Annotated in this window: 18 protein-coding genes; 12 read left to right on the forward strand and 6 right to left on the reverse strand. The window is 63.2% G+C overall.

The window, feature by feature from the left end:
* The first annotated feature begins 5 nt into the window (after nucleotides 1-5).
* The 4 genes from yhbY to rsfS are packed head-to-tail and all read left to right on the forward strand — an operon-like array spanning nucleotide 6 to nucleotide 3,527.
* A complete protein-coding gene (yhbY, locus tag BN2154_RS06595) occupies nucleotides 6-329 on the forward strand; it encodes a ribosome assembly RNA-binding protein YhbY (protein ID WP_050618067.1) in 324 nt (107 codons plus the stop codon).
* 43 nt (nucleotides 330-372) lie between these two features.
* Nucleotides 373-1,590: a bis(5'-nucleosyl)-tetraphosphatase (symmetrical) YqeK gene (gene yqeK, locus BN2154_RS06600; protein ID WP_050618068.1), complete on the forward strand. Its 1,218-nt coding sequence runs from the start codon at nucleotides 373-375 to the stop codon at nucleotides 1,588-1,590.
* The gene (locus tag BN2154_RS06605) at nucleotides 1,587-3,128 is read left to right on the forward strand and encodes an LCP family protein (RefSeq protein ID WP_050618069.1); all 1,542 of its coding nucleotides are present in this window, start codon (nucleotides 1,587-1,589) and stop codon (nucleotides 3,126-3,128) included. The genes yqeK and BN2154_RS06605 overlap by 4 nt, the downstream gene beginning before the upstream one ends.
* 39 nt (nucleotides 3,129-3,167) lie before the next feature.
* Entirely contained in the window at nucleotides 3,168-3,527 is a 360-nt protein-coding gene (gene rsfS / locus BN2154_RS06610; RefSeq protein WP_050619563.1) for a ribosome silencing factor, read from the forward strand.
* A 118-nt stretch (nucleotides 3,528-3,645) separates the two neighbouring features.
* On the opposite strand, the gene BN2154_RS06615 is transcribed toward rsfS, so the two are convergent.
* Genes BN2154_RS06615 through BN2154_RS06625 form a run of 3 tightly spaced genes read right to left on the reverse strand, consistent with a single transcriptional unit; the run spans nucleotide 3,646 to nucleotide 4,391 of the window.
* Nucleotides 3,646-3,828 carry a hypothetical protein gene (locus BN2154_RS06615; protein ID WP_050618070.1) on the reverse strand — a complete coding sequence of 61 codons (183 nt, stop codon included), beginning with the start codon at nucleotides 3,826-3,828 and terminating at the stop codon, nucleotides 3,646-3,648.
* Nucleotides 3,829-4,113, reverse strand: a complete 285-nt coding sequence (locus tag BN2154_RS06620) for a hypothetical protein (RefSeq protein ID WP_154666651.1) — start codon at nucleotides 4,111-4,113, stop codon at nucleotides 3,829-3,831.
* Nucleotides 4,092-4,391: a TetR/AcrR family transcriptional regulator gene (locus BN2154_RS06625; protein WP_050618072.1), complete on the reverse strand. Its 300-nt coding sequence runs from the start codon at nucleotides 4,389-4,391 to the stop codon at nucleotides 4,092-4,094. Before BN2154_RS06625 ends, BN2154_RS06620 begins: the two co-directional genes overlap by 22 nt.
* Nucleotides 4,392-4,595: 204 nt before the next feature.
* On the opposite strand from BN2154_RS06625, the gene leuS reads away from it, so the two are divergent.
* Nucleotides 4,596-7,028, forward strand: coding sequence for a leucine--tRNA ligase (gene leuS, locus BN2154_RS06630; protein ID WP_050618073.1), 2,433 nt, complete (start codon nucleotides 4,596-4,598; stop codon nucleotides 7,026-7,028).
* A gap of 111 nt (nucleotides 7,029-7,139) precedes the next feature.
* Entirely contained in the window at nucleotides 7,140-7,322 is a 183-nt protein-coding gene (gene rpsU, locus BN2154_RS06635) for a 30S ribosomal protein S21 (RefSeq protein WP_050618074.1), read from the forward strand.
* A 160-nt stretch (nucleotides 7,323-7,482) separates the two neighbouring features.
* Here rpsU and BN2154_RS06640 read toward each other — a convergent pair whose 3' ends face one another.
* On the reverse strand, nucleotides 7,483-8,118 hold the full coding sequence (locus BN2154_RS06640) for a nucleotidyltransferase domain-containing protein (protein ID WP_050618075.1): 636 nt from the start codon (nucleotides 8,116-8,118) through the stop codon (nucleotides 7,483-7,485).
* 65 nt (nucleotides 8,119-8,183) lie between these two features.
* The gene (locus BN2154_RS06645) at nucleotides 8,184-8,957 is read right to left on the reverse strand and encodes a glycoside hydrolase family 18 protein (RefSeq protein ID WP_050618076.1); all 774 of its coding nucleotides are present in this window, start codon (nucleotides 8,955-8,957) and stop codon (nucleotides 8,184-8,186) included.
* Nucleotides 8,958-9,040: 83 nt separating this feature from the next.
* On the opposite strand from BN2154_RS06645, the gene BN2154_RS06650 reads away from it, so the two are divergent.
* The 6 genes from BN2154_RS06650 (at nucleotide 9,041) to BN2154_RS06675 (ending at nucleotide 13,479) form a co-directional block, all read left to right on the forward strand.
* On the forward strand, nucleotides 9,041-9,544 hold the full coding sequence (locus BN2154_RS06650) for a YqeG family HAD IIIA-type phosphatase (protein ID WP_050618077.1): 504 nt from the start codon (nucleotides 9,041-9,043) through the stop codon (nucleotides 9,542-9,544).
* A complete protein-coding gene (locus tag BN2154_RS06655) occupies nucleotides 9,541-10,410 on the forward strand; it encodes a TIM barrel protein (protein ID WP_050618078.1) in 870 nt (289 codons plus the stop codon). The genes BN2154_RS06650 and BN2154_RS06655 overlap by 4 nt, the downstream gene beginning before the upstream one ends.
* Nucleotides 10,407-11,471: a M24 family metallopeptidase gene (locus BN2154_RS06660; RefSeq protein WP_050618079.1), complete on the forward strand. Its 1,065-nt coding sequence runs from the start codon at nucleotides 10,407-10,409 to the stop codon at nucleotides 11,469-11,471. Before BN2154_RS06655 ends, BN2154_RS06660 begins: the two co-directional genes overlap by 4 nt.
* A 77-nt stretch (nucleotides 11,472-11,548) precedes the next feature.
* A complete protein-coding gene (gene efp, locus BN2154_RS06665) occupies nucleotides 11,549-12,118 on the forward strand; it encodes an elongation factor P (protein ID WP_050618080.1) in 570 nt (189 codons plus the stop codon).
* A 58-nt stretch (nucleotides 12,119-12,176) separates the two neighbouring features.
* Entirely contained in the window at nucleotides 12,177-12,614 is a 438-nt protein-coding gene (locus BN2154_RS06670; RefSeq protein ID WP_050618081.1) for a CD1247 N-terminal domain-containing protein, read from the forward strand.
* Between the two features lie 124 nt (nucleotides 12,615-12,738).
* Nucleotides 12,739-13,479 carry an MBL fold metallo-hydrolase gene (locus BN2154_RS06675; RefSeq protein WP_050618082.1) on the forward strand — a complete coding sequence of 247 codons (741 nt, stop codon included), beginning with the start codon at nucleotides 12,739-12,741 and terminating at the stop codon, nucleotides 13,477-13,479.
* On the opposite strand, the gene BN2154_RS06680 is transcribed toward BN2154_RS06675, so the two are convergent.
* Nucleotides 13,460-13,726, reverse strand: coding sequence for a GIY-YIG nuclease family protein (locus BN2154_RS06680; protein ID WP_050618083.1), 267 nt, complete (start codon nucleotides 13,724-13,726; stop codon nucleotides 13,460-13,462). The genes BN2154_RS06675 and BN2154_RS06680 overlap by 20 nt on opposite strands.
* Nucleotides 13,727-13,738: the final 12 nt, after the last annotated feature.

The raw sequence follows: 13,738 nt of genomic DNA on the forward strand, positions 1-13,738 counted from the left end.
TATATATGGAACTGACAAGCAAGCAGAGGGCCCAGCTCCGGGGAATGGCCAATTCCCTGGACCCCATCGTCCACATCGGAAAGGACGGCCTCGGGGACAATCTGGTCAAGCAGGCCAGCGACGCCCTGGAGGCCAGGGAACTCATCAAGTGCCGGGTGCTGGAGAACTCCATGCTCACCGCCCGGGAGGCCGCCGACGCGCTGGCCCGGGCCGCCCGGGCCGAGGTAGTCCAGGTCATCGGGACGAAGTTCGTCCTGTACCGCGAGAGCCACAACAAGGAGAAAAAGGACAAAATCGTGCTGGTCAAGGACAAAAGGCGTCCGGAATAATACCTCCGCATGGGAGGGCAGTGAGGAAGAGGGAGTGTTCGCTATGAAGATCGGCGTCTATGGCGGAACGTTTGACCCGCCCCACATGGGGCATCTCGAGGCGGCCCGGGCGGCCATGGATCTCCTGGGACTGGACCGGATGCTGTTTATTCCGGCGGCTGTGCCGCCCCACAAGGTCCTGCCGCCGGAGGCTGCCGCCGCCGGAGACCGGCTGGCCATGGCGGAACAGATGGCCGACGGGCTGACCCTCCTGACCGGTCGGCCCGGCTGCGCCCAGGCCGACTCCACGGAGCTGCACCGGCAGGGAAAAAGCTATACGGCGGATACCCTGGACCAGCTTCGGGAAAGATATCCAGACGATGAGCTGTGGCTGCTGATGGGCACCGATATGTTTCTGACCCTGCAGACCTGGCACCAGCCCGGGCGCATCCTGGCCCAGGCCCGGGTGGCCGCCTTCGCCCGGGCGGAGTCGGACAGTATGGAGGCGATGGAGCGGCAGGCGGCCTTCCTGCGGGACAGCTACGGCGCTCAGGCGACCCTTCTCCGTCTGCCGCGGGTCACTGAGGTGTCCTCCACCTTCCTGCGCTCCCGGCTGAGAGAGGACCGGGCTGAAGTCCGGGACCTGCTTTGGTGCCAGGTATACGGCTCCATCCTGCGCCGGGGCCTCTACGGGGTGAAGGCCGACCTCCGGCATCTAGATGACGAGGACCTGCGCCGCTGTTCCTGGTCGATGGTCAAGGCCAAGCGCATCCCCCACATCCGGGGCTGCGAGGAGGAGGCCGTCCGGCTGGCCCTGCGCTGGGGGGCGGACCCGGAAGCGGCCCGCCGGGCGGGCATTCTCCACGACTGCACCAAGTACCTGGACCTGGCGGAGCAGTTGAAATTGTGTGACGAATATGGTATCGTATTGGATGATTTGGAGCAAAAGGCGGTCAAGCTGCTGCATTCCAAGACCGGCGCGGCCATCGCCCGCCATGTCTATGGGGCGCCGGACGAGGTGTGCGACGCCATCTACTGGCACACCACCGGAAAGGCGGATATGACCCTGCTGGAAAAGGTGCTGTACCTGGCCGACTACATCGAGCCCTCCCGTGAGGAGTTCCCAGGGTTGAAGGAATTGCGCCGTCTGGCCTATGAGGACCTGGACCAGGCGCTGCTGCTGGGCTGCCGGCTCACCATCGAGGATATGGAGGAGCGGGGCGTGCCGGTGCATACCAATACCCTCCAGGCCAGAGACTGGCTGAAAGGACGTAATCCATGAGCGACGAAAACGGCGCCAAGCCACAGAAAAAAAGAGGCGGAGACCGGCTGATGAAGTCGGAGAAGCTGGAAAAGCGGCCCAAGGTCCAGCGGACCGGACGGGAGTTGATTCTGCACCGGGTCTATGTTGCCCTGACGGCCGTCTCCGCCGTCATTGTAGCGCTCTTTGTGCTGTATAACATCCTGGTGGTGAAGCCCACCGTGGGCGGCAGGACGGAAAAGGACCCGGCCGCACCCGGCGCCACGGAAGATGTGACCCAGGCGCCCAACCACGTGAAGGGCGACGACGGTGATCGCAAGGAGGACTTCTTCACCTTCCTGGTGGTGGGCCGGGACACGGGCGGCGGCGGTAATACCGACACCATCATGCTGGTGTCCTACGACGTGCCCAACCAGAAGCTGTCCGTCATGAGCATCCCCCGGGACACCATGGTGAACATCCCCTATGACATCAAGCGGATCAATGCCGTCTACAACTATTACGGCGGCGGGGAGGACGGCATCGACGCCCTCTACAAGGAGGTCAGCCAATTGGTGGGCTTCCGGCCCGACTTCGAGGTGGTCATCGAATGGGCGGGTGTGGGCGAACTGGTAGACGCTATTGGCGGTGTGGACTTCGAGGTGCCCATGCGCATGCGCTATTACGACCCCACCCAAAACCTGAACATCGACCTGCAGAAGGGCTACCAGCATCTGGACGGGGACAAGGCCATGCAGCTCATCCGCTTCCGCCACAACAACGACCTGTCCGTGGGCTATGCCGACGGCGACATCGGCCGCATCGCCACCCAGCAGGCCTTCCTGAAAACCGTCATTCAGAAGTGCCTGTCCAGCATCACCGACATCGGGACCATCACCCGCCTGGTGGGGGTGTTCCTGGACAACGTGCAGACCGATCTGACCGTCAACAATCTGCTGTATTTCGGGGAAAAGGCCATTCTGGGCGGACTGAGCATGGACAAAGTGACCTTTGTCACCATGCCCGGCGACTATAACGGCTACGCCTGGAGCCGCACCTACCAGAACAATCAGTCTTATGTGCTGCCCTATGCCGACGAGGTCATCGGGGTGGTCAACGAGTATTTCAACCCCTTTCTGGAGGAGCTGACCACCGAGCACCTGGACATCATGTCGGTCAATTCCAACGGGAGCCTGTCCTCCACTACCGGCGTGGTAGAGGACGCCAAGGCGGCCAGAGCCCCGGTCAAGCCCTCCAAGCCCTCCAAGCCCGCCTCCAGCCCCGCTGTGGAGCCGGTCGAGAGCGTGGAGCCCCAGGAGACCGGCACGGTGGAGCCCTCCCCGGTCCCGTCGGAGAGCGCCGCCCCCTCCCAGAGTCCGTCGGGCGGCCCCGGCGGCCCCGGCAGCACTGTTTCGCCCGGCGTGAGCCCCTCGCAGCCGCCGGCGGAGAGCGCCAGCCCGGAGCCATCTCCAACGCCGTCGGAGCGCCCCGGCGTCCTGCCGCCCGTTCCGACGCCGGTGGAGACCGGCTCCGCTGGAAGCGGCGGGGAGCAGCCGCCGGAGGGCATCCCCATCTACTGACCTGCCACACTGGAAAAAGGATAAGGAGAGCTGTCTATGATGAATCCGAAGGATATGGCCCTGACCATTGCCAAGGCCCTGGACGACAAGAAGGGTCAGGACATCAAGGTTCTGGAGACCGGCGCCCTGACCACGCTGGCCGACTATTTCGTGCTCTGCACCGCCACCTCCAGCACCCAGATTAAGGCGTTGGGGGACGAGTGTGAGAAGGTGATGAAGGAGGCGGGAGAGCTTCCCCACCACATCGAGGGGCACCGGGGGGGCACCTGGGTCCTGCTGGACTTCTCCTCGGTGGTGGTCCACATCTTCAACGACGAGGCCCGGAAGTTCTACGATCTGGAGCGCCTGTGGCGGGACGCCGCAGAGCTGGACCTGAGCGAGGTCCGAAAGCCCGACTGAAATAAAGCTTTATGCCGCTGCCCGCTCTGCGGGCAGCATGGCCGTTTTTGCGTTACGTTTGCGCAGAAAAAAGACCGCGGCACCCGCCGCGGTCTTTTTTGTGGGGAAGGCTCCCGCATCAGCTCCTGGTAAAGAGGAAAAGGGGGATGGCGACCATGGCGGATCCCACAGCGGCCAGACCCAGCAGGAAGTGGAACCCCATGTCCTGCTGCGGGTGGAAGCGCACCCACAGCCCGCAGATCAGCATACAGGTCAGCAGGAACAGGGAGAGCCCACCCAGAAGCCGGAGAAAAACCGTCATCTACTCACCTCCCAGAAACAGATCGAGCTGAGCGTCCAAAAAGGCGGCTGCGCCAGCGTCGCTGTAGATTTCAGGCCCGTAATACCGCTGAAATTCCTCTCCGCGGTAAAAGGCGAGCTGCATGGTATAAACCAGGCCGAAGGCGGCCAGCCGGCAGGCCTCTTCCGATTTGGCGGGGCCGAAATGGGCCCGGAGGTCGGGCAGAATATCCAGGGGAAGCGAGATGGGTTCTTCCAGCAGAAGGTAGGGGATGGAGGCCTGGGTCAAAGCGCGGTATTTGAGCATGGCCAGGCAGACGGGCAGGAGGCGGGCGCGGAGCTGTTGCCGGGGGGTGCTGCCTGGGGGGCCTCTCCGGCGTGACGGCGAAACTCCGCCGCCACGATCTCATCCACGGCAGCCTTGAGCAGGGCGTCCTTGGAATGGAAGCAGTAGTTGATCATGGATAGATTGACGCCCGCTTCGGCGGTCAGCCTCCGGGCGGTCAGCTCATCGGGCGGGACGCCCTCCTCCAGCAACCGCCTGGCCGCCTGAAGAAGTTTTTCTCGGGTGCTCTGCTGTGCCATATGCTCACCTCATATAAAACATGTTTTAAATATGTTTTATATGATACCCGCCCGGCGGCGCTGTCAAGGGAAAAGTGCGGCCTGCCCCGCCTTACTCCGGTGAAATGCTTGCAATATCAGCCCATTTCGAGTATAATAGCACGGAATGTGTTGCGAAGGTGGGAAGGGTCCCGCCGGACGCCGAACGATAAGGAAGTGCAAACGATGAAGTACGATTTTGCCAGCATCGAGCCCAAGTGGCAGAAAAAGTGGCGGGAAGAAAAGACCTTTGCCGCGGCCAACGGTGGGGACAAGCCCAAATTTTACGGCTTGGTGGAGTTTCCCTATCCCTCCGGGCAGGGCCTGCACGTGGGCCACGCCCGGCCCTACACCGCCATGGACGTGGTAGCGCGGAAGAAGCGGATGGACGGCTATAACGTGCTGTTCCCCATGGGCTATGACGCATTCGGGCTGCCCACCGAGAACTACGCCATCAAAAACCACATCCACCCCGCCCAGGTGACCCACGACAACATCGCCAACTTCACCAAGCAGCTCCAGATGTTGGGCTATTCCTTTGACTGGGACCGGGTCATCAACACCACCGACCCAGAGTATTACAAGTGGACCCAGTGGATCTTCCTTCAGCTCTATCAAAAGGGGCTGGCCTACAAGACCACCATGCCCGTGAACTGGTGTACCTCCTGCAAGTGCGTGCTGGCCAACGAAGAGGTGGTGGAGGGAGTCTGCGAGCGCTGCGGCGCCCCCGTGGTCCGCAAGGAGAAGAGCCAGTGGATGCTCAAGATCACCGAGTACGCCCAGCGGCTCATCGACGACCTGGACGATCTGGACTTCATCGAGCGGGTGAAGATCCAGCAGAAGAACTGGATCGGCCGCTCCACCGGCGCGGAGGTCACCTTCCGGGCTACCACCGGGGACGACATCGTGGTCTTTACCACCCGGCCTGACACCCTCTTCGGCGCAACCTATATGGTCATCTCGCCCGAACACGCCTATGTGGCCAAGTGGGCCGGTCAGCTCACCAATCTGGACGAGGTGCAGGCGTATGTGGCCGCCGCAGCCCGCAAATCCGACTTCGAGCGCACCGAGCTGGCCGCCGACAAGGAAAAGACCGGCGTGGAGCTCCAGGGCGTCCGGGCCGTCAACCCGGTCAACGGCAAGGAGATCCCCATTTTTATCTCCGACTACGTCCTGGCCTCCTACGGTACCGGCGCCATCATGGCTGTGCCCGCCCACGATACCCGGGACTGGGCGTTCGCCAAAAAGTTCGGCCTGCCCATTGTTGAGGTGGTCCAGGGCGGCAACGTCCAGGAAGAGGCCTTTACCCTCAAGGACGACACCGGCATTATGGTTAACTCTGGCTTCCTGGACGGCCTGACCGTCAAGCAGGCCATCCCCACCATCACCAAGTGGCTTACCGAGCAGGGCATCGGCCACGAACAGGTGAACTATAAGCTCCGGGACTGGGTGTTCTCCCGCCAGCGCTACTGGGGCGAGCCCATCCCCATGGTGTGGTGCGACCAGTGCGGCTGGGTGCCCCTGCCGGAGGAGCAGCTCCCCCTGCTGCTGCCCGACGTGAAGAGCTACGAGCCCACCGACAACGGCGAGTCCCCTCTGGCCCACATGACCGACTGGGTGGAGACCACCTGCCCCCACTGCGGCGGCCCCGCCCGGCGGGAGACCGACACCATGCCCCAGTGGGCGGGCTCCTCCTGGTATTTCCTGCGGTATATGGACCCCCACAACCAGGAGGCTCTGGCCTCCCGGGAGGCGCTGGATTACTGGTCCCCAGTGGACTGGTACAACGGCGGCATGGAGCATACCACCCTGCACCTGCTCTACAGCCGGTTCTGGCACAAATTCCTCTACGACCTCGGCGTGGTGCCCACCAAGGAGCCCTACAAGAAGCGGACCAGCCACGGCATGATCCTAGGCGAGGGTGGCGAGAAGATGTCCAAGTCCCGGGGCAACGTGGTCAACCCCAACGACGTGGTGGCCGAGTTCGGCGCTGACACCATGCGGCTGTATATCATGTTCATCGGCGACTTTGAGAAGGCTGCCGCCTGGTCTGCCAAGGCGGTGAAGGGCTGCAAGCGTTTCCTGGACCGGGTGTGGAATCTGTCCGAGCAGCTCGCCGGGGAAAAGGGCTATTCCAAGGCCAACGAATCCGCCATCCACAAGGCCATCAAGAAGGTATCCGAGGACATCGAGGCCATGAAATTCAACACCGCCATCGCCGCGCTGATGGCTTTGGTCAACGACTTCTACGCCAACGGCTGCTCTCGCGGGGACTACCAGGCTCTGCTGCTGATGCTGTCTCCCTTCGCCCCCCACGCGGTGGAGGAGCTGTGGGAGAGCCTGGGCTTCGCCGGCGAGACCGGCGGTATGGCCTGCCAGCAGTCCTGGCCCGCCTACGACGCGAGCAAGACCGTGGATGCTGAGGTGCAAATGGCCGTTCAGGTGGGCGGCAAGCTCCGCGGCACCGTCACCGTGCCCCTGGACAGCGAACAGGACGCCGTGGTGGCCGAGGCTCTGAAGGACCCCAAGGTCCAGAAGTTCACCGAGGGCATGGAAATCGTCAAGGTCATCCTGGTCAAGAATAAGCTGGTCAACCTGATCGTGAAGCCGAAGAAATAAAAGTCCTCTTGACAAGACCTCTTGAATTGCATATAATAATACTGTTAAAGCCATAAGAATGGCCCTTTCGTGACGGGATTCCCCGCCACTTCGGAGGGAGGGGAAACAACAATGTCGGAAGTTCATGTCAGAGAGAACGAGTCTCTGGAGAGCGCGCTGAAGCGATTCAAGCGTAGCTGTGCCAAGTCCGGTGTTCTGGCTGAGGTGCGTAAGCGCGAGCACTATGAGAGTCCCAGTGTCAAGCGTCGCAAGAAGTCTGAGGCCGCCCGCAAGAATCGGAAGAAGTTCTATTGAGATTTAAAGCCCAGCGCCTTTCGGCGCTGGGCTTTTGTCATCCCCGAGCGGTTCCGCCGCAGGCGGGAGCGAGTGGGGACATTTTTGGAGCTTTGCGGGGCAAAGCATCCAGCGCCTTTCGGCGCTGGGCTTTTGTCATCCGGCCGGCGGAGCCGCCGGTTCATGCCTCGGGCACGGCCCCCATCAGGGAGGAGGTCCACCGGATCAGCGCCTGGTAGCAGGCGTCGCAGTCCGAGTCATCCAGCCCGGTCTCGGGGTAGAGGCGCTTGAGCTCGGCCATGGTGGCGGCGTAGCAGCCGGAGCGGCGGTAGTGGTCCAGCCGCAGCAGGAAAAAGGCGGACTTGGCCAGAGAGGCCAGACACCCCGCCGGGTCGTCCCCGTGGAGGTAGCAGTGGCAGGCGGCGTGGTACAGATTGGCCGCCCCAATGTGTACCGCCGCCGCCGTATCGGCGGGGGAAAAGGCGGGAAGCAGATTCTCCAGTCCGCCGTACAGCGGCTTGGTGTCCAGCACGAGCTGCAGCAGATCATACCGGGGCCAGTGGAGCAGCTCCTCCCGGCCGCAGAAAAAGCCGCAGGTCAGCCCGCCGTGGGGCAGGGTCCGCAGAAGCTCCCGATAGGCCCGCAGGTCCTCCAGACCCACCTGGTCCAGCACCACCACCATGTCGATATCGCTGTCCGGTTTGCTTTCACCCCGGCCTCGGCTGCCCTGGATGCCCAAAAAGATCACACGGCCGGGAAAAGTATCCAGAAGCCGGTGGGTAAACAGCTCCAGCCAGGTGTCCAACTGAAATTCCATGGAATATTCCTCCTTCTCTCAGATTGCTCAGTATAGCAGAGCGAAGGCGGGATGACAAGGGTAAATTATCTCAAAATTTCAGATAAAAGATCGGAAACCTCCGGATAGAGCAGAAGCGCGTCGGCGATGTCCAGGCTCCGGGCGGTGTGGAGCTTCTTCCGGATGGAGGCGGCGTCGTCGAAAAGAATGAAGTGGGCTCCGTTCTGACGGTTCATATAGGTGAAGTAGTGAGCGCACAGCTCGTTGGAGAAAAAGATAACGGGTTCCCGCTCCTGGATGCGCTGTTGGAGCTCTTCCTGGGTGAGGCGGATGCCCTGTCCATTGGGGGAGGGGAGGAAGAAGTCCTCGGCAGACCGCTCCACCGCCAGGGCTACCCGTGCCGCGCCGTACTGCTGGACGGCCTCCTGAAGCCGCACCTGGAGGGAGCCGCCGGACAGGGCGGTGGGGATGAGCACCTTGGCCGTGGCGGAGTAACGGCCATACGGCTCCGGGACGTAGAGGGGCCAGCCCCGCTTGGCCAGCAGCGGGGAGAGCCCGGCAATCACCTGCCCCAGCAGAGGCAGGTGCCGGTCAAAGTCGCAGATTACCCCGGTATAGCCCCGGGCGGCGCACTCCCGCACCACCTCCTGGCAGAAGGGCGCAGGGTCTCCCCGGCCGTCGAAGCCGGCGTCGTCGATGAGCATCACGCCGCCCCGAACCGGGACGGGCAGATTGGCCCGAAACAGGTGCGGACCGCCCCCTACCCGGTAGGCCATATGGGCCAGCGTGAGGCCAGAGCCCTGCGCCGCCATCATCTCGGTGGGCGGCACCGCCAGAAGCAGGTTGGTTTTTGAAAGCATATGGGTCATCCCCCTTGTCCATTTTTCCTGAAACTGATATAATGCACTCTATGCGGACAAGATAGAAAACATGAGGTGTATCCATGGGATTTTCACTGATACCGGACCGGGTCTTTTCCTCTGTGGCGGAGATCAGGCCGGAATGGCTGACCGCGCGGGGGATCACGCTGCTGCTGGCCGACCTGGACAACACGCTGGTCCGGTACGGACCCGGGGACCCCGCTCCAGAGGTGCTGGCCTGGAGGGAAGGACTGCGGACGGCGGGGGTGGAGTTGTTCCTGCTGTCCAACAGCCGGAAGCCGGACCGCCCCGGGCGCTATGCCAAACGGCTGGACATCCCCTATCTGGGACACGCGGGCAAGCCTGGGACCGCGGGGTTTGAGCAGGCCATGGCCCGCATGGGCCGGACCGCCGGTCAGACCGCCATGGTGGGAGACCAGATCTTTACCGATATCCTGGGGGCCAGGCGGATGGGAATCCTGGCCCTGCTGGTGGAGCCCATCCAGTTGGCGGGCAATCCGGGGCGCTACCTGCGCTACGCCGTGGAGCAGCCCTTCCGGGCTCTGGGGAAAAGGAGGAGCCGATGAGCGTATGGTTCGGCCCTGCGGGGCTGCCGGACGATTTTCCAGGCAAGAGCTCGGTCCAGGCCCCGGCCTGGCTGGCCTCGCTGGGCCTGGACGCCTTCGAGTACCAGTGCGGCAAGGGCGTCAACGTGGGGGAAGAGACCGCACGGGCGGTGGGGACGGCCGCGCGGGAGCACGGAATCCGGCTGTCCCTCCACGCCCCTTATTTCATCAACCTGGCCAACCCCGATCCGGACAGTCTGAAAAAGACCACCGGTTATATCCTGGCCGCCTGCCGGGCCGCCGACTGGATGGGGGCCGGGCGCATTACCGTTCATACCGGGGCCCTGATGAAGCGTGCCCGGCGGGAGGCCCTGGACACCGCCATCCCCTCCCTGCGGGAGGTCCTCCGGGCCTGCGACGGGGAGGGCTACGGACACCTCACCCTATGCCCCGAGACCATGGGCAAGATCAACCAGCTTGGGGATCTGGATGAGGTATTGGAATTATGCCAACAGGATGAGCGGCTGCTGCCCTGCGTGGACTTCGGCCATCTCTATGCCCGCTCCCTGGGGGCGGACGAGGGGGAGGAAGCCACGGAGCGCATCCTGGACCGCATCGCCTCCGCGCTGGGGGAGGACCGGGCGTCCCGGTTCCACAGCCACTTCTCCAAGATCGCCTTTACCCCCAACGGCGGCGAGAAGGTCCACCTGACCTTCGACCAAGAGGACTTCGGCCCGGACCCGGAGCCACTGATGCGGGCTCTGGCCCGCCGGGGCTGGAGCCCTACCATCATCTGTGAGAGCGCCGGAACCCAGGCCAGGGACGCGCTGCATATGAAAGAGCTTTATGAAGGGTTTCTAAAATCGAAAGGAGATCACACGATATGAATCATCTGAAACAGATCGCGGCCAAGCTGCCCGAATACGGCGTTGACGCCATGATGCTCACCAGCGCCCCCGGCGAGTTCTATGCCGTGGGCTTCCACGGGGAGGGCATCGCCCTTGTCGCCGCCGGTGAGGCCTATTACTTCACCGACTCCCGGTACATCGAGGCCGCCGAGAAGCAGGTCGCCGGCGCGGCCGTCGCCGTGACGGATCGGAACCGCAACTACAAGGCCATGGTCCAGGAGGTCATCGACCGCTGCGGCATCAAAAAGCTGGGCTTCGAGGAGGAATACATGTCCGTGGCGGCCTTCCACGACTGGAAGGAGAGCCTGACCGCCGAGCTGGTCCCGGCCCAGAAGCTGGTGAACGGGCTTCGGGCGGCCAAGGACCAGGAGGAGATCGCCTGGATGGTCCAGGCCCAGGAGATCACCGACCGGGCCTTTGACGCGATCTTGAAATTCATCCGGCCCGGCATGACGGAGAAGGAGATCGCCGCCAAACTGGAGTACGACATGCTGCGCTTCGGCGCCCAGCGCATGTCCTTCGAGCCCATTGTGGTGACGGGCGCCAACGGAAGCCTGCCCCACGGCATTCCCGGCGACACCGTGGTGGAGCCAGGCAGCTTCCTTACCATGGATTTCGGCTGTGTCTACGGGGGGTACTGTTCCGACATGACCCGCACCATCGCCGTGGGCGAGCCCACCGAGGAGATGAAGAAGGTCTACCACATCGTGCTGGAGGCCCAGCGCGCCGGGATCGCCGCCGCCCGGGCCGGCGTGCCCGGCAAGAGCATCGACGCCGCCGCCCGGAAGGTCATTGAGGATGCGGGCTACGGAGACTATTTCGACCACGGCTACGGCCACAGCGTGGGCATCGAGATCCACGAGTCCCCCAACGCCAACACCCGGGAGGACACCATCATGCCGGTGGGGGCCGCCGTCTCTGCCGAGCCGGGCATCTACCTGCCGGGACGATTCGGCGTGCGCATCGAGGATGTGACCATTCTCACCGCCGACGGCTGCATCGATATCACGAAATCCCCGAAGGAACTGATAATTCTGTAAAAAGCCTTGCAAAATGGGAAAGAATAGGGTAAAATAGCTTAGTTAAATTTCAACTCTACTTTGGAGGATGGATACCAATGCCTACGATTACTGCCAGTGATTTTCGTAACGGTGTGACGTTCGAGATGGACGGCCAGGTGATGCAGGTCGTCGAGTTTCAGCATGTAAAGCCCGGAAAGGGCGCCGCTTTCGTTCGGACCAAGATGAAGAACGTGATCACCGGCGGCGTGACCGAGACCTCTTTCAACCCCACCGCCAAGTTCGAGAGCGCCTATGTGGAGCGCAAGGACATGGAGTACAGCTACAACGACGGCGATCTGTACTACTTTATGGACCCTGAGACCTACGACCTGGTGCCCATCGCCAAGGAGACCCTGGACGACTCCTTCCGCTTTGTCAAGGAGAACATGGTCTGCAAGATCAACAGCTACAAGGGCAGCATCTTCGCCGTGGAGCCCCCCACCTTTGTGGAGCTGGAGGTCACCGAGACCGATCCCGGCTTCAAGGGCGACACCGCCACCAACGTGACCAAGCCCGCCACCGTGGAGACCGGCACCGAGATCAAGGTGCCCCTGTTCATCAACCCCGGCGACCGGATCAAGATCGACACCCGCAGCGGCGAGTACCTGGAGCGCTGCAAGAAGTAAGCGCGCCCCCGCGGCCGCGATTGTATGGCCTTTGGCCAAATAAAGGAGAATTTCTGCTATGACTATTTCTGAGAAGGTTGCCTATCTGAAGGGCCTGTCCGACGGTCTGAACATCGACACCGAGAAGTCCAAGGAGGGCAAGCTGATCTCCGTGATCATCGACATCCTGGAGGAAGTCGGCATGTCCATCGAGGATCTGGAGGAGAACGCCACCGCCATGGGCGAGGAGATCGACGCCATTTCCGACGACCTGTCCGACGTGGAGGAGATCGTCTACGAGGACGACGACGAAGATGACGACGACTGCTGCTGCGACGACGACGATTTCTTCGAGGTGGAGTGTCCCAACTGCAAGGAGGAGCTCTGCATTGACGAGGACGTGTTGGAGGCCGGCTTCATCGAGTGCCCCAACTGCCACGAGAAGTTCGCGCTGGAGGTCAATGAGGATGAGTGCGGCTGCGGCTGTGGCTGCGAGGACGAGGACGACGACGAGTAATCCTGTCCCACCTGTTTCGAACAAAAAGGCCCGGCGCTCCGCGGAGCGTCGGGCCTTTTTGATGGGGAAAGGGCGGTACACTTGGTTTTTCGGGTGTAAAAGGATGAAAAAGGAGGGGAGCTCCGTGAGAGAAGAAATCCGGGTAACGCTGTTGGCCAACGCCGGGGTCCTGCTGGAGGGAGCGGGGGCCCGGCTGCTGATCGACGGCCTCTACGACCCGGCGGGAACGGAGTTCCAGGCGGTGCCGGAGCCGGTGAAGGCCCGGCTGCTGGCGGGGGAGCCGCCGGTGGACCTGCTGGCCTTTACCCACCTGCACCCCGATCACTTCAGCCGGCGGGAGACGGAGACTTATCTGGCGCGGAACCGGGTCCGGGGGGTTCTGCTGCCGGAGGACGGCGGACCGCTGGCCGGGCCGGTGCGTCGTATGACCGGCGTGCGGGGGACGTGGGAGTCGCTGCCTGGCGTGCGGATCACGTGGGTTTCCAGCGGTCATATCGGGCCTCAATATGCCGAGACGGCGCACTTCTGCCTGCTGGCGGAGCTGTCCGGCATGGGGGTCTTGGTGACCGGGGACGCCGACCCGGAGCGGGGAGAACCCACCTGGCAGGAGCTGGGATGGGCCCGGCCGGATGCGGTGCTGGTCAATCCGCTGTTTTACCAGAGCCCCCGGGGCCGGGCCCTACTGCGGGAGGTGCTGCGGCCGGAGCGGGTGGTTTTATACCATATCCCCGGCGCGGACCGCGACCCTTGGGGACTGCGCCGGATGGTCCGGCGGCAGTTGGAGCGGAGCCGGGACGAGCCCTACCACCTGTCCGCCCTGTGGGAGTCTCTGGACCGTATGACGGTCACCGGGCGGGGGGAGTAACGCCGCCCCGGGCGATCAGGGCCAGCTTTCCACCCCGGGAGAGCTGCTTGACGGCATATTCCCGGCGCAGGGCGGCGGACTTGTCGGGGCAGGCCTCCCGGTAGACCAGGGACACGGGGACCCGGCCCCGGGTGTATTTGGCGCCCCTGCCGCTGTTGTGGGCCGCCAGGCGCCGCTCCAGGCAGTCGGTGATGCCGGTGTAAAGGGTGCCGTCGGCGCAGCGGAGGATGTAGACCCAGTAGGTCATGGCGGGAAGCCT

The sequence above is a fragment of the Intestinimonas massiliensis (ex Afouda et al. 2020) genome (assembly GCF_001244995.1).
Classification (GTDB): domain Bacteria; phylum Bacillota; class Clostridia; order Oscillospirales; family Oscillospiraceae; genus Intestinimonas; species Intestinimonas massiliensis.